Source organism: Nocardia sp. NPDC005998 (assembly GCF_040614395.1).
GTDB lineage: Bacteria > Actinomycetota > Actinomycetes > Mycobacteriales > Mycobacteriaceae > Nocardia.
In genome coordinates this window covers 147,316-168,246 of sequence record NZ_JBEXUI010000016.1, presented here as the reverse complement: position 1 = coordinate 168,246, position 20,931 = coordinate 147,316, and the positions used below count along the sequence as shown (strand labels likewise).

Annotated in this window: 1 protein-coding gene (only partly in view); it reads right to left on the bottom strand. The window is 65.6% G+C overall.

Every position in this 20,931-nt window falls within one protein-coding gene, locus ABZ293_RS22425, for a GNAT family N-acetyltransferase, read on the bottom strand. The gene is 77,217 nt long; 12,216 of those nucleotides lie to the left of the window and 44,070 to its right, leaving coding positions 44,071-65,001 in view, spanning codon 14,691 (complete) through codon 21,667 (complete); reading right to left, the first codon wholly in view occupies window positions 20,929-20,931. Both the start codon and the stop codon lie outside the window.

The window sequence follows — 20,931 nt, the reverse complement described above, 5'->3', positions numbered from 1 at the left end:
CGCACCGCGGAGCGCTGCCCGTAGGTCTGCCTCGTCGTGGGCCAGCAGCTCGTTCCAGATACGTAGCGTCCGTCGCCAATTCGCGGGCGACAGGGCTGTGTAGGGGTCATCGAAGCCATGGCCGAGCGGCCCGACGCCACTTGCCAAATCCGCGATGACCGACCCCATTTCAGCGACCCATTCCGACGTAGGGTTCATCGCCCGACCTCGGCCGTCGAACAGGACGGCGTGCAACGTGGACGTGCCGAGACTTTGGGAGGTACCGAAACTTTGGGAGGTGCGTTCGACACGATCGCGCACGACGCGGATTTCGTACCGGATCGTGGTGCCGCCCGCGTCCTCATAAACATGGGCCCGCGCGCCATCGCCGAGCATGATCAGATCGCGTTCGAGGGCAGCGAAATCTCGTCCGTAGTCCTGCTTCTCGCCGGACTGTGGATCGAACAGCCCCTCGTCGAGCTTGCGCTGCGACACGGCGATCGGCCGGTCCGACAACCACGCACGCTGCCGTGGGAACAACCGATCCGCGTCGGCAGGCGTGTAGCGTGGCGCGAGAGCGGCGTTGTCGGGATCGGTGCGGACGTAGTCCATCCGCGCCACCGACACCGTCCGTCCGTCCGGTTCCCATCGATCGTAGGGAACTCCTTCGGCCCCCTCCTCGGGGTATCGAAGCAGGTCGATAACGTAGATGCCCTCCGGAAGGATTTCGCCGCTGTCGGATTCGCGCTCGCCGAACCAGCGCATCACGCTGACGTGCTGATCGAGTGGGATACCGTCGACCCGAAGTTCTTCCAATAGGAACGCGGCATCGACCTGCTGCTCTGCCGGGATCGCACCCGATCGCTGGGAGTCGTCGATCTCGGCGGCCAAGTTGTCGCAGGCCGCGCGGATGGACTCGTGGATGATTGGCGGTACGAAGGCTCCTGCGGTCGTCGCCTCGAAATGCATCTGCGTCACTTCCCCGAACTCGCCGGTTTCCGTGAAAGGCATGATCTGCGCGCCTGCGGCGTTCATCGCCTGGCGAGCGTCTTCCGGGCACCCTCGCCGCGGGTCGCGTTGCGGCACATACGGTGCCGACGCGTCCAGGTCCGGCAAGTCGCTCACCGCGACCGGCCGATGTGTCCCGCCGACGAAGCGACCGACCAACTCGTCGACGCCGCCGGGTGTTCCGATCGCGTACTTCCCCCGCCGCCGCGTATCAACGTTCTGCCACGGCATCGGCCGCTCATCGGCAGCTCCGCCGTCCCAGATCCGGGACCCGCCCGCGCCGCCTCCGGATCCGCGAGCCGCCGCGCTGTCCGGCGCGCGCTCACCAATGGGCCTCGACTCACTCGTTGACGCACCTTCTGAAGTGCCTTCGTCCGGCGAGCCTGCGGATCTCGACGCACGCGTGGGAGCATTCAGGTCGATCCGGCCCATGATGGCTCGCCCAGGTTTTGCCGCTATATAGCTGGATGAGGCGTGGACGTCGGTTGTGGGCAGCGAGGGGTGGTGTTCGGCGGGAGACGGTGCCGGAGGAAAACCGAGGGCGCGGTGAATTCGGGATCGGCTGAGGACGCGGAGGTAGCCTGCGGTCAGCGCGACGGGCTCGTCGCGCTGCAGCAGAATCCGCTCTGGGTACTCTGCACCGTTCGCGTAGGGCACGAGGGCACGCAGCACGCCGAATTCGTCTTTCCGCCATGAGCTGACCGCCAACTCCCTCAGGTTTGAAGGCGGGTCCCAACGGTCGAAGGGAATACCGTTTCGGGCGTCGTTCGGATCGGCGCATCGGGCGGGGTCGTGCACGTACACCCCGGCGGGCAGCTCCGCTCCGTCGTCGCTGTGGCGGGTTTGGTGCCATCGTGCCGCCGCCGCGTGGTAGGGCAACCGACGGCCCTCCACGAAGCCGAGTTCTTCGAGCCACACGATCGCGTCGACCGAATCCTCGCGCGGGTCGTCCGCGTCGGGGATCAGAGTCTGGAATAACGCCTCGAAGGCGGCCCTACCGGGGTACGCCAATAGCGGGAGGAACGCGCAGTCCAATATCTGCTCGAAATGGTCGAAGACGACCTCGTCGAACGCGCCTTTCTCGGTGAATTCCCCTAACCTAGCGCCCATCTCGACGAGGAAGTCACGCACGAGATCGGGGCATGCCCGTGCCGCGCCCAGCCGCGCGATGTCAGCCTGGGACACGTATGGTGCGCTGCCCAACGCCAACGTCTCCTCCAGCTCGGCCACCTCGGCCACGGCCTCGGAAGTAGGTGCGGCCGAGACGATTCGACCGACATAGGCGAGGAGGTCCTCCGGGGCGACGTGTGCGACCGACGCCGCAGCGAATCCCTCGGGGACGCTTCCCTGCGCACCGGAATAGACGAAATACACCGATCCCGAATCGATTCCACTTGCGTCATCCGCGGTCAGGCGATGTGCGTTCACGAGCACGATCCGTGCGATGCCCGCTGCCGCACCTGGGCGGCGCAGGGCTTCCAGCAGCATTCGCGCGCTGTCCGTGCCATAGGCCACGGCGTCGGTATACGTCGGCAAGAGCCGTGGGGAACCGCTGCGTTGCAGTGCCAGGCCAAGTGTACGAGGCCAACCGGCTTCGACTGTCGCCCTGCGGATCTCGAGTGCGGTCGAGACGGCCTCAGTGAGCTGCTCTAGTGGTTGCGCCGCGACCACGAGAACCCCCGGAGCCACCCTATCGTCGCCGACGGTCACCTCTAGCCGGTCACCCGCTTCGGTGGCACCAACCTCGATGCCGGTGAATTTCAGCCGTCTGCCGGACACCGCACCGATCGGCTGCTGTTCCGCAAGGGTGTGCAGGCCCTCCAGACCGAGGCGCAGCTGGTCTCGGACCGCGGCGATCCGTTCCGGTGCGGCCTCGATCCACGCGAGGCTGTTCCCGGGAAGGTCGGGGTGGGCGAAACTGTGAATGGCGCTGTTGCGTGCGACAAGATCTGCGGCCTCGAATTGGGCGACGGCGTAGCCGAACCACTGCGTCAAGAACGTGCGCTGGTCGAACGTCAACGACAGCCACAGATCGGCGAATCCCTGCTCGTTGCGCGTGTGGTAGAACGACAGCACCGCGTCGACCACCGGGTACATCGCCTCGAATCGATCGGCATCGTCCTGCGCGAACGCACGTAGCCACGGGAAGACCGGGTCGGGCTGCCAGATCACGTCCAGCGGGTTCACGAAATCGCCGGGCATGCCTGGGTAGTTGGACGAAAGCCACCGCACGGCGCACGCCGCCACATCCGGGTCCCACCCGAGGCCGCGGTCTCCGCTCGCTCGGTACGACTTGGTGATCTCCGCGAATGCCGCATCGTGTTCGGGCCCGGGATTGAGGTGGACGACCGCGACACGGGGACGGTTCGCGAGCGCGTGGCTTTGCGACATCGCGATGGCCGCTTCCGGGCCGACGCCGATCAGGATGTGCCTCTGCAATGGTAGATTGGTCAGTGCCCGCAAGTCGCGAACCAAATCGGCGACGATCCCCTCCGCCTGCATCACCATCACGCTCGTGATCGAATCGACTCCATCTTCGACGACCACGGCGTGCATGGCCAGCACCGCGTCCACGGCACGTTCCGGCTCGGCCGATGGCGATATGGGCGAGGTCGCGTCGTAGCGCCACAACCTGAGGTTGTTCTCCGGTGCGCCGAACAGCAGTGGCACTCGCGCACTGCCGGGGTCGAGGGGATCGAACACCAACCGCCCGAAACGCGGCTCAGGACAGTCGGTCCCCTCCGGCAGCGCGGCAATTTTCTCCATGGCGCGCCGCATCGCCCGTACCGTGTTGTCGCGGAAGCGATCCCACGCGTGCTTCACCGCGTCAGGCACATCACCGAAGCCGCGTTTGATTTCGTCCTGCGCCTCCGGGATCAGGACGTGCAGTGACATGAACCGGATTTCGTCCCAGTTCGGCCCCGGGTAGCGCATCACCTCGAGCGGGCACCCTCGTATGGCCAACCGCCGCTGGTGCGGTGTGAAGTCCTGCCACCGCACGGCGTGCAGAAGTGGGTTGACACCGGCCTGGATCTGCAGGTGGATGTCGTGCAGCATGTTCCGGATACGCTCGAGTTCCGCTATTTCCGCGTCGAGCACCGGCTCATACTGCGGACAGAACTCGAAGCCTGGACGTGTATTGCGCGGCTCACCGTTCCACGCGGTGTCGTCCGGCACCGCGTGCAACGACCAGGGCAGCGCGAGGGATTCGGAGTACACACCCAACGGCAGCATGCCATGCAGACGTCGGAACGATCGGACGCCATCCCATTCGGCGGCCGCGCCCGGCTCGGCGAGGAACGACGGGATCCGAGGGAAGTCCGCCTCCGTCCCGACGACCATGGTCTCGCCCGGCAAGCACAGCACATGGTCACCGACGATCTGTGCCAGCGGGTTCTCGGCCTGCATGCGTTGCAGCACATCCCGTGAAACGAGACCACTGATCTCGAGTTCCAGTCGCCTGTTGTGGCCTGCGAGTTCGATCCTGCGGCGACGCCACTGCTCGGCGATTTCCGAATCCACTCCGGATGCGCCGAGTTCGGCGAGCCGCTCACCGAGCAGCCGATGCTCGTTGACCACAGCGCGTCGCCGTTCCTCCAAGGGCCACAACGATGTCGTGGTCGAAAGCGACGGCAGGTGCGCCTGAATGCCCTCGTACTGATACTCGGGAGTGAAGCCGTGTGCGCGATCCCAGTCGCGGCCAAGCCACTGCCGGTATCGAGTTACTTCGGACTCGTCGACCTCCACGTGGCCCATGGGAACCTGGTGGCCCGCCGTGCTCAGTTCGGCCGCGAACGCCGCGCGCGTGCGCCTCGCCAGCAGCATCCCGACTGCGGCGTATTCGACGAAAATGTCACGATCCAGCTGCCACGGACCGGGCTCGTATTCCAGATGCACCCTCAGTTGTTCGGCCGCGTCCACCAAATCCAAGGCCTGAGCAGCAATGTCGCGCGCTACGACGTTGCCGTTCTCGTCGCGTGCGTCGCGCGCAACGGTGACCTGCATGCGCTCCGGGTCGAAATACACTCCGCGGCCAATAGTGTCCGCCGCACGCACCAGTGACAAACCGCGCGTATCCGGTGCTATCTCGATGCGCTTTTCGCGTAGGAAGTTGAGAATCACACGACTGAGCCGGGTTTCATCCAGCATTGCGAGTATCGGCCCCAGCCACTCATTCGGCTCGTCGGCGAACCCGCTGCCCGAGAGCACGCCTGGTGTGCCCGCGCCGCCGCCCGCTACCGCGTCTTCGTTCGACTCGACGCCGAAATCGGCTGCGCCCGAACGACCGCCGCGCCCGGGCGGCTCTGGCTCATGATCGTCCCCCGCCACCGCGATCCGGCCGCGCAGCGCCTGCCTGACCGCCGTGGTGCCGATGAGGCCGTTCGGCGAACTCGCGGCATGACCGTGAATGCTGATGGCGGACCAGGCCGACGGATGGTGCTCGGTGATCCCGGTATCGGGGTCATCGGCATCCGGTTCGGACCTCCCCTCGGGCTGTGCCGAGCTACCCGACGTAACGGCCCGCCCTTGCGGCAGGAGATCGCCCCGGAATTCGTGGGCAAGCGGGGCGTCGACACCGTCCGGTCCGCGCGAATCCCGCGGTCCAATGGGACCATCTGCCGAATCGCCGTTCCCGTCGCTGTCCGGACCGGCGCGAGGGACGCACGGCAGGTAGGCCTCGATGGAACAACCGACGCCTTCGTCTGAGGTGAATTCCCGCCAGCGTGCACCCAGCGCCGTCAAGGTGGTCACAAGGCGGTGACGGGGCGTTGTGTAGTCGGCGTGGGTGATGGTGAGCTTCAGCTCGGGTCCCGTCGGTCCCATGTGCTCTTCAGTCCCGAAAGTAACGCGACGACTGAGCGGAATGGCGGTGAGCATGGTGGCGGCCGCCTGCTGAGCGACGTCCCGGTGCGACCTCGGCCAGGCTTCAGTGACCTCGTCAACGAGCTTGAACAGCCGTATCCGCTCATCCAATCGGTGCACGCGTAGGTCCTCGAGGGAGCCTCGAACTGTCACCGTCGCGGAGCGCAGTTTAGCGACTTCGGCGTCGACAGGGTAGATGCGTCGCGGACGGCGGATGTTCGCTAGACGACGGCGCACCGGCGAAACGCGGTTCACCATACGGCGGATCCGACGATCCGCCACGACGATAGGTGCCTCGAACTCGGACAAGTGCGCACGGTCCGAGGTGAAAGCGAACTCGAGGCAGCGTTGCCCGTCCTCGACGACCGTGTCGGTCCACGGGGTCTCGGCGAGATCGAGCACGCCCACCGTCTCCGCCGGGATGGCACCGTGATCGTGCTCGAAAGTGATGATGACACAACCGTCTTCGTAACGATCCACGTAAACCCGAGGCCATGAGTCATCGGGCATCACGACCAACGCATCGGCAATGATCCGCTGAATGCGGACCACGTGGCTGATCGACGCGTCAGGGAGCATATCGGCCACTGACATGCGGGCGTCGAGTCCTTCCCGCATCCAATGCAACACACCCTCGCGGACAGCGTATTCGGTGGATTGCACCGCTATCTGCTCGGCGCTGAGGTCAGGTCGGTCCAGACTACCGATATCGGTCAACAGCTCGTACTGCCTGCGGCATTCGCGTTCGAGGCCGCGCAGTCTCGTCGACAACCAGTAGTTGATCACCTCCGACGCCCGAGGGTCCGTGACCCGCTCCGTGACGGTCGAGGCGACATCCGCTGCGAAAGCGGCGATATCGCGGTCGAGGCGGGCAGCAGGCGAGTCGTCTTCGGGGTGCCCGTCCGCCTGAGCAGCCCCGACGGTCGACGGGGAGTGCTCGGCAGGTTCCTGGACCTCCGACAGAAAGACACCAGCGGCGTGTGCGAGTTCGTCGAGTTCCATCCGGCTCGCCCAGAGAAACGCCAGCAGATCGGACCTTGCTTCGGGGTTTCCGAGGTGTTCCCAAGACAGTTCGCGCAGCGTCTTCTCATGGCTCTTTCCCCCGTTCAATACCGAATCCAAGGGTGTCACCATCTCCAGCACCCTTACCACCGGCACACGTGTGTCCCCCAAGAGCTCGCCGATCTCTTCGAACGCCCTCTTGGTCTGACCAACCACATCGCGGACGAAATCCTCGTCACACGTATGAGGCACGACATGACGGAGAACAATCCCGAGGTGACCGATGAAGTCGGAAGCCGCCGCAGCGAACTGCCCCGTCCCACGTGTGGCCGTCTCGAAGTCCGACCTGGCCGTGGGCAACGCCGCCAACGCCGCCACGGTGCCATCGTCGTAACCGACGCGCTCCTCGAGATACCCGTCGGCCTTCTCTGACCAGCTAATACCGTGGACTCGTCGGTCCCTGGTGTAGTAAGCAGCGACGTCGCTGAAGCCAACCCAGAAATCGCGCCGCAGGCGGCTCCGCCGTGCGTATCCCGACTCGCCCGCCGGTTGTGCGGCCAGCATGACGAGCAACATGCGCAGCGCGTAGGGAAGCTCGCTCAGGTACCCCATCGGCCAACTCGGGTCGGCCACGTCCAGCCGCTGCGGTAGCTCGACGGTCAACGACCCCGCCAGATTGAACACATCGCTCGCGAGCTGATGCAGGACAGCGACCCCGCCGAGGTAACCCCCGGCACCCTTGACCAGCGCAGGCGGCTCCGGCCGGCCGACCACCTGCTCCTGCCAGGGAGGCCGACGGTCCGACACATCCATAATCAGCCGGTCCAACACGACGTTGACAGCACGGGCAACGGCACGCACCACCGCGGGTGGAGCAGGCTTCCCCTCCTTGAATGCGTTCCACACCCGCACCGCGTCGTCATGGAGCCGCTCGGCCAATGCACGCGGATCAGCCTCCCGGTACGCCCACACCACCAGCTCGCCATACATCGCATCCACCGACGGCACACCCGCGATAAGCTCCGACCACGACGAATCACCTTCCGGCACACCCTCGTTGAAACGATTGACCGACAGATTGCGCGGATCGATCAGTGAACGCGGCTCCTGCTCTCCGGACCACGGGGAGCGCCCGGCCCGCTCCTCGGCACCCGCCCACAACGCCGGACCGAACACCGCGCGCCCCTGCGGGGCGGATGATTCTTTCGCGTCGATGCTCGGCTCACCTGTGGCGGCGTCGGTGGTCCTGCCGTCGGGAGCCTCGCTCCCGGCTGAACCTGCCAGCGACTGGTCTTGCTCGGCGGGGTAGAAGACGCCGTTCCACCGCAAGCGATTCATGATGTGGTGCCCGAGTGCAGAGTGCGCGCGGTCGGAGGCGGGGTCGAAGATGCCTGCGGCGATGTCGGGCAGGCTCGGGTACCCCGATGCCGGGCCCTTCAGCTTGATGCGCAGCACTTCCAAGTCGGCGCGGTCGTCGTCGGACAGGTCGGTTTCGTTGTCGAGGAGCCAGGCGATTCTGGCATGGAGGTTGCGCACCGTGTGGGCGACTCGAGCGGGCCGCGGATCCCAGTCGTACCCCATGAGCGCCCAGAACAATCCGCCGTCGCGGTTGCGGTCGTCGGACGCCGTGTGCACATACCGCGCGTGCACCCCGGACGCGCGCAGCCAGGCGAACGTCGTCCCGGTGTAGGCCGACCCGAACCTGCGCCCACGCACATCCTCCGCGAGGTGGATCAGCCCGTCGTCAACAATCCATCGATCGTCCTTTACCTGCCGCAGGTCGATCCGAACCTGGCCGACCTCCCGGTCACCGTCGTATACATTCGCGGAGAGCTTGATCGTGAGCGCGGGCTCGTCCCACGAGTCGGGCAGGACCTGCATTTTGCGTCGGTTCTCGGTGGAGATCAGCACCTCGAAGCTCACATCGATGTCGACGTCGCCGTTGGCGAGCCGAAGACCGTCGCCGTAGGTGCCGGTCAATAGCGGTGCGAGCATCTCCAATACGCGTTGGCGTGCCACACTCAGCCGCTCGGTGACAGTCGCCACAGCTCGCTCGAGTGCTGGTTGCCTGCCCTTCCGCCTGAACTCCTTCCGCGCCCGCAGCGCGAATGCGAGCGCGGGAAGGTCGAGTCGGTCGGGATCGTCGGCACGCGTGAGCCGTTCGACTACTTCGTTCCACGTCGGGATGCTGGCGAGGGTGGTCACCTGCTGCTTGCGCAGCGCGGCCGGTTCGGTGGTGCGCGGCGGCCCCGACCATTCAGACGGCGGATCCTGGTCCAGCTCGAACCACAACCCGCCCTGCTCGTCGGCACCCCATCGATTGCACAGACTCCCGAAGATCGACGCCATCATCTCGCCGCGCGCGGTACCCGCGCGCTCACCCAACGGCGATACCGTCAACCGCAGCGCAGGTCCGTCGGGACCATCCACCATCGCACCGGACACCGAGACCGGCTCGCGTTGGGGACGTTCGACCATCGTGAGTTCCTGCTCGGTCACCGGCTCGTCCGCGAGCGCGAACAGCTCCGTCATGACTAGTTCAGCGTCGTCGCGACGCTCCGGCGGCCAGCCCGACACCTGTGCACGCACAATCCGTCTCGCGGCCGCGGCCGGGTTGTCGCCGACTGGTTCCTGCGGGTTGGGCGCAACTGTCGGTGTGGTGGCCCATGCGGTCCAGCTGGGCTGGTGGAATGCCACGGTCACGGAGCCGTCAACGCTGTACTCGGTTTCGCCGATCACCGTGAACCCATGCTCGGCGAGAATGCGGACGACGAAATCGTCGGCTATCCCGTTTTGGTACTGGTCCGCAGTCCACGTCTTGCGGACAGTATGCACATCCCGCATGTCCGGACCGTCCAGGAAGGGGCCGAACATCGCCTCACCGGACAGCATGCGCTCGTCGGCGCGCACATTCAGGCTCAGCATCGGCCCGTCGAGGCGCATTAGCGGCTCGACAATCGCGTCCGGAAACGCCTCGGGCGCAAGCGGATCCACCTCGGATTCACCCGGCGCGGGCGCGTGTGGAGGGGTCACGAGGCCGAGCGCGACCAGCGCGGAGGCCAATTCGTCGGGATCGGCGGCGGGGTCGAGTCGGCGCAACATCCCGACCAGCGGGGCGATCGACGCCGCGGTCACGGGCTGCACGTTGGCCGCGTAGGATGACGGCCGGTTTTCGGGTGGATCCGGCACTTTCGCCACACCAACGGTGATGGTGGGGCGGCCGCCCTCGGGTGTCACAGCGGGCTTGTCGGCGTGAACGGCCACTGCCGCCGCGACCTCGGCCGCGTCGGAGCTGCCGAACCGCCATTTCCAGATCACCTCGGGATCGGGGAAACACTCGGAAAGACCACTGCTGCACACGATCACCCAGCCGGCCATGGGAGGGGTGAACGTCAGCTCATGCGGCCGATAGGCCTCGCCTGCGGCGATGGAGCGCGTGAGATAAGGACCGACCCGATCAGGTCTGGTGAGAAGGCAGGTGCGATTGGAGCTGCCGACTTCCGGCACGAAATACACCGCGCCGCGCCCTGTCCAGGCCACCGTGATGCGCCCATTCGGCTCGACGACCGCTGAGGTGTAGTCGGTCGTCGGCGAGAACTCGCTCTCGGCACCATCGGTCGCGGTGGCGGAAACGGCATCGGCAGCAGCACGGAACCCGATGCGCTGTGCGGCGAGGGCGGTGTGGCCTTGCGTCAAGGCTTCCGCGATGTCGTCTGCGGAATTCACCGCCGCAGCCGCCGCACGCTCGGCACGCGGCGTGAACGACACACCAGCGGCGACCACGACAACCCTCGCCTCCCCCGCCGCAGTCGTAGCCTGGGCACAGGCGGCGGATTCGTCTTGCGCCTTACCCTGATTTCCGGCGCGCGTGACCACGTGGACGCCTGCCTGCGGCTGCGGTTCCGGCGATAGCGCAACATCCACCGGAGTGGCCTTCTTTTCCAGAATGCCCTCCTGGACACCAGGCTCCGAGGGGCCCGGCGCTACTTCCATCGCAGGCCGCTCGGAGTCGGTTGCTTTGCGCAGCGCAGCATCGTCGGCCATGGTGTCGCCAGAGCCGTGCTCTAGCCGCAGGACAACGTCGAGCATCTGACTGCCCTCGCTCGTGCTGTAATCCGATGCCGACAGGACTGGCAGCTCTTGCAGTGCTGAGGCCAGGCGGGCAGGCGGAATCTCAGGCTGGTCGTAGCGGAACTGGAGTTCCAGCTGCTGTGATTCCGGTTCGAAGTGGACCGTCCAGGAGACCTGCTTGCCAAGTGGCACTTCCGCAAGTATCGCCGTCGCCGCGCGCTGGGCAGGTTCTTGGTAGTCCGGCGTTTCCCGGATCGCTTCGAGCACAGCGGCTGACAATCTCAGCCGTTCGTCCCGCCGTCTCGCCTGCTGCGCCGCAAGCGATTTCGACTCGGTGCTCGCCTCGTCAAGCGGGATGAGGTCGTGCGGGCGCCATACGTATTCGACTTGATCGTGAGCGTCGGACAATTTGACGGTCGCCTGGGATAGACCCAGCCGGTCCAGCTCGTCCGCGAGTTCATTCGAGATCACCGACTGCCCGTGCACAACGGCCACCGCGATCCGACGGTCTTCGTAATGGTCGACTGACAGTGAGATCTCGTCGTCCCGCCCGAGTTCGAGGCACAGTCTGGCCACCGCCCGAATCAGGGTGGAACGCACCTCGTTCGCTCGGTCGGCGCCAGCGGACGCCAGGCGCGGGTAGGCTTCAACAAACTGACGCATCGCCGCCAACCGGGACTCGTTCCCCTCGCGCGTGCCGAATTCCTCCTCCAGCGAAGCCGCCACGGAATCCAGGCCCGCGCGATCCGCGGATTCGGCACCGAGCACGCTCATCAATCGATCCGCGATTTCAGTGGCCGTGTTGTCTGTCGCGCCGGATCGACGGCGGACCACGGATACGGCCCCGGTACGGGTCGCCTGCGTGTTGGATGTGTCGGTAACCTCGGTCGTGTCGGCACAACGGAAGACCCGTTCCAACGAATTCGGGTGCCCACTAGTCGGTCCGGCGGGCGCGGCGCGGAATTCCAACCGGCCCAACGCATCCACCGCTCCCGCTGGCAGATCGCCCTCATAAAGAACAACCACACGCAGCTGCCCCTCGCGCTCCAGCAACCGCACATCCGTCTCGACCAGTATTCCAATCGGGATCAGCGCGAATACTTCAGCCATGGTGCGGCGCACCTGCTGCAGGTCCGTGGCGCTCCACGGCTCTGTTTCTACGTCGAGTCTGCCTCGCCTCCCGTCGGCAGGCCCGATATGGAGTTCGATTTCGCGATAGGCAGCCGTTTCCGCCTGCAGCCTTCCTAATCTCTGGTTCAACCGCCAATATGGCTCAGTTGCTTGCCTATCCGACATGGATGGGTCGCTGCTCGGGAGCAAGTGAGCGTTCAGTACCGCGTAGATCTCGCCGAGACGCTCTGCCAATTCGGCCAGAGCTTGCGCCGGGGAACCGTCGACGTAGGAGGCCAGGTCGTCCGCGGCGGCGTCCAGGCGTTCGGTCAACCACGGCATCGACGGATAAAACATCAGCTCAACGACGCCTGTGGTTCGGTCGACGCGCACCTCGAACGCGCCGAATCCGTGTGGCAGCAGCAAAGCCACGAGCAGGCGGCCTTCCGGCACCTGCACCAGCGCTTCCGTATACGACCAGGAGACCTCGAGCTGATCGCCTCTCGCCGCGCCGCGCAAGGCGAGCCGCCGGGCCGCCGGAGAATCGGGAGCCCACGTCACGGCGACCACGCGCACCTCCGCGCCGTGCTGTCCCCACAGCCGCTCGAACTGCACGCGCGCTTCGGCGGGCGTCACCCCCTGCACCTCGAGCCGCAGCCGCCCGCCGTCCTCCATCGCACCACGCACCCCGTCATCTGGATCGTGATTGTTGGCGATGTGCTCGTCACCGAACGACGAGAACATCGCATTCCCCGGGTCGATCCCGACGATCGGACCAACCTCCGAACGGCCGGAAACGGCTATAGGCGAGCCCAACTCGGTCCGTGGCACGAACGCCATCCAGATGACGGTGCTATCGAAGTCGGGGTATCCGCCGAAAAAGTCGGCGCTCGGGCTCTGGTAGAAGGTGACTTCCCCCGGGGAGTCCATCCCCTCCTCGGGAAACGTTGCGTAATCCTTGTGGTTTGCGTGCCACCAAGTCTCGGTTTGCTCGTCAAACCAGGCGTAGTTGTAATTGGCGAATCCACCCGGTTTCGCGAGATGATCATCTCCGGTCATATCGACCTGGCCGGTGCCCGGCTGTGGCACGAAGACACTGTCGTTCGGTGTCATCGCCTCGACCGACACGCCGCCCACGTCTGCGACATTCGCAGTGTCCTGCGCCGACCAGAATTGCTTGGCGAATATCTTGATCTCCCACCCCTCCGGGGCGCAGACAGGGAGATTCGCGTCGACATTCGACAGCGACATCAGCTCGTCGTCACGACGCACCAGGTCCATGAACTCGACTGCGTCGGCAGGCCGCGCCATGAGAATCGCCTCAAGCTTGGCTTTGCACCGAAGTACGCGCGCTAATGTCCGCTCGCCACCGCGAATTTTCGCTTCGGTTCGTACATTCTCCAACTCATGGCGATAGTCGGCGGCCAGACCGGACACGATTGGCGCAGCGTGGCCTTCGGCCGCTACGACTGCGGCCGCAGCCCGATCGACCTCGTTTTCGGCCTCGCGCACCGCCTCGGCACTTTCGCCGGATGGCGGACGCTGCCTCGCCACCGCCAACAGCCGCTGAGCCCGCGCCAGTACGATGCGGGCCGTTCTCACCACCTCCTCGGCGATCTCCACGGGGGCCAATTCGCGTTCCGCCACCATCACACGCCGATGCGCCTTGAAGTCGCCGAATGCAAGGTTCATCGGCAGGCGATCGCCTGCGTCGACCAAGCCGAGAACCAACTGGGGTATGCCGATACACCCGCTGTCCACCAGGCGCAGCTCGGCTGCTGTCAACCCTCGGCCGATCCTGCGCGCCCACAATGCGATGAAATCGTCCTTGGTGAATTCCCGCCGAACCGCAGGCTTGGCCGCGCCGGTCTCCACGGCTTGCGAACCGTAGTCGCCTCCGGCCTCGTCGTAGCGATGCGGCCACGGCGGTTGAAGTAGAATCGCCCCATCGCCCGGTCCCTCGACTGAACCGGCGTTGGTGGGTGGTCCAATAATCGCATCTGGCCTGCTGTACGTGGCGATCACGCGATTGCCGGAAGCCTCTACGACTACGTCTGTGAATCCTTTGCGGCGGGCCATCTTTCCGGAGAAGGTGGCGTTGAGGGCCGCATCTTCTGGTGAACGCCCGCCCCGGACCGCTTTGCTGAAGCTATCGAAATCGGCATTCATCCCGGTGTGCGACAACCATACCGCCATGAATTGCCGTACGTGCTCCTGCACGGCCGCCCAGCCACGGTCGAACATCTCTGTGCCCGATGGCGTGTCGGGCGAACTGTAGATCTCCATGGTGAGGGTGCCATCGTGGTCCACTTCGGTCTTGGCACCCGCCGTCGGGTTGTACCGCTCGGTGTACCTTGCCAGTAAGCCGAACTCTGCGATCTCATCCAGCAGTCGCATGAGCCGACCATGCCAACGACCCCGGCCGAGCGCATCGAATCGCGGCCACAAGAGAGCCAGGACTTCCCGCATCATCCGGGCTTCGGACTGCAATACCTGCGGATGAATCAACCTGACATCCCCAGAACCCTCGGCCGAACGCAATGCCTCGACTAACGGCTCACCGAGGTGCTCTACGAGTAGAGCTGTCAATTCTTCGGTGGCGCTTGACTCACCTCCCAATGCGCCGAGCAATTCCTGCATTTCCGGTGTCATTGGTGCCCGCACGTGCTGACCGCCTGGGAACGAAGTATGGCCTTCCGATGGTGCGGCGAGCCGGGCGGCGATGACGGCGGAGGTCAGCGCCTGCCATGGCTGATCGTCGGGTGTCGGTGACGAGCCTTCATCGGACGACCAATCTGGTTGCAGGGAAAGGAGGTATTGCACGAAGTCGTCTTGCGACATGGTGTAGGCGCGCAGATCGATATCGTGGGGAATGACCAAGGGCCGTCCCATGAGATAGACCGACGCCGCAATCAGGAATGTTCTGATTACCGCATCAGAGCCACGCTTGATCTGGGGCGATTGATACAGCAGATAGGCGACGTTGGCCATCACCTCGGTAGTGCAGCCGCCAGCGGAGTACCGGGCCAGTTCGTCCATGGCAGCGCTGAATATCATTGCGCGGTTCTGCTCGCTCGCGCTGACCGTGAACGTCTTGTCACCGCCGATGTCGAATTTGCTGGCTGTACCGGCCCGCGCCTCAACGCCGCGCTTCACGTCCAATGCCGTCTCAGACGCTAGGCGGCCCTTAACGATGCTGTTGCCATCAACCAAGGCACCGGCTGGTAGCCGCACCGTGTTCTGCAGCAGGTCGCCGTCATTTTCTTCGGCTTCGAATCGCAGTTCCGCCCGTTGACCGGCGTCCGCAAGGACGCGGCTAGCAGGCGTCTCGTCACCACCGACATAGGTTTGAAGCTGCTCACTCCACTCTGCTCCGGCACGCAACCGACCCACCTCACCGATTGCGTCACGATTCGGCGCGTCATCGGTTATCGGGATCAGCAACCTTTCCCGGCTCACCGCCACACCTTGTCCGAAACGTGTGGCTTCGAGACCTGCACGCCAGCGGGTCACCGCAGCGTAAATCTCCGCCCAATCCTCAGCAGTCGGCTCACTCGCATGCGCACCCAGTTCTGCCACTACACGATTCGCCTCCGCAGCCTGCAAACCGGCGAATTCCCGCAGCTTGTCCAGCTTCACCCGATCAGAGTCACCCAACGGCCGCGCGAAACCATCCGCACGAGCGGGCATCGGAAACGCCTCACCCCCCACCACAGCCGAGCGGTGGTCAAAACCGGTAGGAGGATTGCCCGCGTCCGCCTCGAATTCCAGTGAGGCGGGGTGCACCGACTCGACATCGGCGACCCGGTCGGGTGAGGCAGGCTCCGTCGGAGCCGGGGCGTCTTCCTGCGGCGCGCGACGCTGTCCATGGGTGAGCGCCGCCTGGGTAGACGCGGCAACCGGCGGAGCACGTTCGCTGACTGGCTCGGGCGCTTCCGGTTCGGGCATGCCACCTTCGGCTGGGTCCTCGGCCGAACCTTCCGGCGGACGGTGGAAGGTAAAGGCGACGGTGGATCCGGTTGCGGCGATGTCGACCTCGGTCAGCCCGCGCGACACCGCGAGGTCCCGGATGCGCTGGAAATCAGGCATCGTATCGAGCACGCTGGCCGGGTCCGCCACGACATCGCCCGATAGTTCTAGGCGGTGCAGGAAATCGGCGAACACCGCCGTATCGAGGTGCCACTCGACGGCGATCGAGTCGCCCGCATCGTCGAGCACACCTCGCCACAGCGGACCCGGTGGGGGCGGTCCGTCCTGTTCCGTCTCGGCGGACGGGACGAAACCGAAGGCAGCAGGCACACCCTCCTTGTCGATCACGACTGGGGTGTAGCGGTCGTCGGTCCACTCCTGCGTCGAGAGGCCACCCACCCCGGTCAGGTCTCGCGGTTCGGTCGGGCGAATGGTCAGGACCGGCTCGGGCCATGTCCAGGTGAGCGTTTGGCGTTCGCCATCGACCAGCTCCACGTGCGACGGAGCAAGACCATGGTCGTCCAACATCGCCTGCGCCTGACCAGGCGGAGATCCGGCGTATGTGACAGTCACGGTAATAGTGCCGTCCTCATTACGCGACACCGCGAACTCGAGGCCGTTCCGGGATGGCAGCGACAGGTTCACCAGTTCGAGCGTGGTGTGCATGCCCCTGCGCTGATGCACGTTTCGGTCGGCGGCGGCCGATTCCAAACGCAGGTGCGCATCGATGGCCTGCCGCATTTCGGCGAGCCGCGCGCGCTCTGGCTGCTCGGCACCCGACAACTGTTCCTCGAGCACGCGGAGATCGGCTTCCAGTGCGGCCCAGTCTTCTTCGACACGTTCGGCGTCGTCTCCGTCGGCCGGTTCGACACGGGCCGCGCGCAGCAGCCGCCGTGCGAAAACGGCAACTCGGGTATCCGCGCCCTCCGCCGCAGAGCGGTTCACGACGAGGTTCCGCAGCGCAAGCAATCGCCGTTCGCCGTCCAGATTGCCACCGCATGCCGAGACCCAGGAGCCAACCGCGGCCTCGCTCGGCACGATCCGGGCCTCCTCGACCTCGCCGACGGAGACGTCCAGGCGCACGTCCAACTCCTCGACAGTCAGACCCGCGCGCTGGCGCAACGCCCGCAACTCTGCCGCGAGTCGCGCCGCGGGCAATGCGGCGTAGGCGAATTCTTCTATTGCCTCGATAACGGCGGCGGCCCGGTGGTGGGTCTCGACATTCGCGATCGCGGAGACCAGCATCCAGCGCAGTCTCTCGCGAGGAGCGCCTTGCACCACAGGAAGTGTCATTGTTTCGTTCTTACCGAGCGCCCGACCGAACGAACTGATCGACGCTCCCTGGGCTCGGCTTAGCCGGGCAAGCATGCGAGCAAACACTTCTTGCGGTCGCATACCGTCGTCCACCGCCACGCGATCCAACAACGCCAGCAGGTACTCGTCCGGGTCGATCCACTCCACGCCGCCCGCCCGGAACGGATCGCGGGTCGGACCGATGTGCAAGCGCAGCAACGTCCGCCCCCGGCTCGGCCACCGAATAACCTGCACAGCAGCCACATTCGCCAATCCCCTGTTGACAATGGCGAAATCCTTCGTATTCATGACCTTGTGGACGACAATGTCCATCGCTACCGCGCCGCGTTCGAGATACACCACCCGCGCTTGGGCACCGCTGCCGGATACTTTCCACGCGAAACCCTCCACGACACGCGTGACAGCCACCAACACCGCAGTCGCCGACTCCTGGGCAATCCCCGCGCGTCCCAACGCAGACCGCAGACCGCGCTGAACCTCACGCAGCGAGTCCCGATCGCCCCGCGCTATCGCCAGTACCTGCTTCGTCAGCGGCGAGGACACTGCTGACTCACCGTCCACAGGCGCGCCCTCCGGCACACCCTCGTTGAAACGATTGACCGACAGGTTGCGCGGATCGATCGGAGAATGCGGCTCCGGCTCTGCGGTCCACGGAGAGTGTCCAGCACGCTCCTCAGCACCCTGCCACGCCCACGCCCACCGTGCCGGATTGAACACCTCGCGGCCTTGCGGCGCGGTTGGCTGTTTCGCGACGATGTTCGGCTCTGCGCCTGTGGCCGCCGCCATTCCAACGTCGGTGGTGGTGGTGACGCCGAGAACTCGCGACTGCTTATCCGCGTCCGCCTCGAATTCCGGTGAGGTGGGGTGCTCCGACTCCACATCAGCGACTCGGTCGGGTGAGGCAGGCTCCGTCGGAGCCGGGGCGTCTTCCTGCGGCGCGCGACGCTCTACGTGGGTGAACGCCGCGTGTGCAAAGTCGGCCATCGGCACGGTCAAACCGTTGCGGTCGGCGATTCCCATACCGTCGCATGCGGCGGCAAAGTCGGGCCGGAACATCGGATAGATAGTCAGATCCACGACCTCGTCGCCCACATGCAGGCGGTAGGACGCAAAGTCGAAGTCCTGCCCGCTGCGCGCGCGAGGCTGGTTGACCCTCGCGCGGTGACGCAGTTCGCGCTCGAAACCGCCCCGGCGCTTTGTCGGGTCACCTGCGTTGCCGTCGAGCGGTACGAGCGCCGACGCAATTCGTCGCCTGTCATGGACCGACACCGCGATCGCGAGTTCATCGGGCTTTGCCAGCCGAACGTATTGGAACCCGACAAGTATCTCGGCGAGCGCGTCGGGCATGTCCGGCGCTTCCCGAAGCGTGAACGACACGTCCACCCCGGACTCGCCGTCCGCACGTGGGGATACGGCTATCGGCCCGTGATCGCCATCGTCATCCATGGACTCTGTTGGCGGAGAACCGTTGAATCGGACCGTGATCTCGACGGACCGGGCGCCCGCGACACCTTCGCGGCGCACACCGACACGCACCTCACCGTCGCTGCCGGTGAGGGCATGCTGAACCAGGTCTGCGAGTGTCGAACCCGCGTCGTCGACCTTATTCGGTGGCCATCGGTCCAGTTGTTCGACCAACCAATCCCATGCCTCCGCGGCAGCGTTGTCCGGGTCCACATCCGACGCTGCGTCCTGCCGCATCACCAGCCAGTGAGGCTCCTCATCCAGCAGGCCCTCGTTCTGGTCGAGGTGGTCGTCGAATTCTTCGTCGCTCGCCTTGATCGCGGTGATGGTGTGGACGGGGCCGTCCGGCGTGTTCTCGTCGGTTTCTACCCGCACCAGGTGGAATCTCGGGGCCAGCGCACTCCGGATCCGATCGACCGCGCGCGGGTCCAGGAGAGTGTCGGGAACGTTTGGGATGCGCAGCAGACCGTAGGTGTGCAGTATGCGGCGCAGCGGTTTCAGCAATGCCGGGCCGCCAGGGCCTGCCAATTCGACAGCCAAGTTCAGGGAAACGTCGACACCCCAATACGTCTCGTCGGCTTCCGAGGCGAAGGCGGTCGCGGGGTCGGTCGAGACGTCGATGTGGTGTTGTCCGGATCCGAGTCGCGCGCCGCCCGGCAATTCGCCCACAACTGCTCTGGTCGGTCGCAAGTCCGGCTCGAACAGGTTCACGCGCATGTTGTATCGCGGTAGGTCTCCTTCCTGGCCGGCATAGCCGCAGACACGCCATCCCAGCGATTCGTACAACCTGATCGCTTGCTCGTTGCCCGGAGAGACAGTGAGACCCGCAGTGTCCCCAACATGTGAACGCGCGTCCTCGAGCGTTGTGGCGAGCATGACCCGCCCGAGGCCGTGGGCGTGCAGGTCGGGACGGACGCCGATGCCCTCGATATAGGTGTGCTCCCCGCCGGGGCTCACGGGCACGTTCACGAATGCGGCCAAGCGGTCGTCTTCGAGCAGTTCGGCGACCCGGTAATAAGGACTGACCACGGCCATGAGCTCCCGATAGCCGGGCCTGGGTGGCTCGCCGAACACCACGCCATCGAGCGATACCAGGCGCTCCGGATCGATTTCCCCGGTCCATTCGCGGTCGAACTTGCGCAGTTTACGAACGATGAACACCGCACCTGCCCGCGAAATGTGGCGGGTCTCGGCGAACTCGAACCAGATCTTGACGCCCTCGGCGTCGCTGGTCAGCCCGGACTCATCGGCACCGCGCTCGAGACCTTCGGCAAGGCGGCGGTATACGCTCGCATCGCTTCCCGGGTCGACGACCGTGAACCGCGCGCGGGCCTCGTCACCAACCACATGGGAGGCGATCTCGAGCCTGCCGCCCGGACCGTGACGAAACGCCCTGCGGCTCAAGGTGACGACTGTGTTCACAGCCGAGTCGATGTCACAGCGGCCCAGCACCCCGGCGAGTTTCGCGCGGGTGAACTGCTCCACTGCAGCGAGTTGGTCGTCGACCGCCTGCTCATTGCCGCTTGCGGCCGCGGGAATGTCGAACGACAGTCGGTCGGGCCCGGAAAGAGGTGCGGGAGTTCGGTTTTCGACAATCTCGGAGGTGGCGACGATACCGGCAGGTGTCTCCGACCGGACGTGGGCTCGCACCATGCCGTTGTCGTCGAACACGCTCACCTCGATCCAGCCGCCGACGCCGTCCGTCAGCAGCCGGTCGGCCACGTCCGCGGCGATATCGGCGGCCCGACCCCGATTTTCGGGTCCCATCCACCGGGCGAGGCGTCGCTGGACAAACGGCCGGACGGCTGCCACCTGCGAGGCCCCGCGATCCGGATCGATAACGTGCCGCGTCTGATGCTCGTTCAGCGCGACGGTGTAGATGCCCTCGGCCGCGTCGTTGTGCTCGGTCGCGAAATCGGTGAATCCGGCGCGACGAAGGCAATCGGCCAGCGCCGCCCTCACCTCGTCGCCTAACGGAACGTCGTGGAGGCGAAGCACACCCCGGTAGTGCCACCGGACGGACGTTGCTGGGTGTTCGCCATGTTGGAGGACCCGCGCGAACTCGGCTGCTGCGCGGATCCGATCGAACTCGGATGACGCACCGTCCAGAATGCTCGCGGGAGCGTCGACAACGGAGTAGGTGCCCGGCGC